We start from the raw sequence: 1,025 nt of genomic DNA, 5'->3' as shown, positions 1-1,025 counted from the left end.
CCGCGGCGGCGCCCTCGGACGCGGCGGGGGACCGGCCCACCGGGCGGTGCTCAGCCAGGCAGCCGGCTCCGTGGCAGGGGTCTTGAAGCTGACCGAGCAGGGCGAGGTGGTCTTCGCCCGCTACGGCAACCGCGCGATCGCGGTCCGCCACCTCGAGCAGGTGGGTGCGGCGACCCTCACGGCGTCGACGAGCTCGTCGGTCTCACGCGCGGCAGCGATCGCCGAGCAGTACGACGACCTGGCGGGCCGCCTCGGCTCGGCCGCGAAGGCGGCGTACCGCGAGCTCGTGGAGGTCGAGGGGTTCCCCGAGTGGTTCGCGCAGGTGACGCCGCTGGCCGAGATCGAGGGGCTGCGCCTCGGCTCCCGACCGGCCCGACGGCAGGCGGGCACCGCGTCGCGGCTGTCGGACCTGCGCGCCATCCCGTGGGTGTTCGCCTGGTCGCAGGCGCGGGTGAACCTGCCGGGGTGGTTCGGCCTCGGCACGGCGCTGCGGGCCGAGCCCGACCCCGCTCTGCTCCGCGAGGCCCGTGACCACTGGCCGCTGTTCCGTGTCGTCCTCGACAACGCCGAGATGGCTCTCGCCAAGGCCGACCCGCGCCTGATGCGTCGCTTCCTGGAGCTGGGCGGGCGGGACGACCTGACCGAGCGGGTGGTCGCCGAGTACGAGCGGACCGTCGCCGCGGTGCTCGAGGTGACCGAGCAGGATCAGCTGCTCGAGCGCCGACGGGTGCTGCGGCAGGGTATCGACCTGCGCGGCCCGTACGTCGACGCCTTGTCGTACCTGGGGTTGCGAGCGCTCCGGCAGCTCCGCTCGTCCGACCCGGTGGCACCGCCGATGCCCGAGGGGCTGCCCGAGCGTCTGCTCCAGCTCAGCGTGAGCGGCGTGGCCGCGGGTCTCCAGAACACCGGCTGAAACGGCAACCGGCCCCGGCAAGGGAGTGAAAGCGCCGGGGCCGGTTGCCTGGAAGGCAGTCAGCTGACGCTGATGCCTTTGGGGTTGAGGTGTGCGATGTTGCCGCTCTCGG

Annotated in this window: 1 protein-coding gene; it reads left to right on the top strand. The window is 73.7% G+C overall.

What is annotated here, in order from left to right:
* Positions 1 to 913, top strand: a 913-nt coding sequence (locus E7Z54_RS02445; RefSeq protein ID WP_136431422.1) for a phosphoenolpyruvate carboxylase, incomplete at its 5' end; no start/stop codon positions are given.
* Positions 914 to 1,025: the final 112 nt, after the last annotated feature.

It is taken from the genome of Nocardioides sp., assembly GCF_004803405.1.
Lineage (GTDB): Bacteria > Actinomycetota > Actinomycetes > Propionibacteriales > Nocardioidaceae > Nocardioides > Nocardioides vastitatis.
The sequence above is the reverse complement of the archived record's forward strand: the minus strand, read 5'-3'. Positions and strand labels throughout refer to the sequence as shown.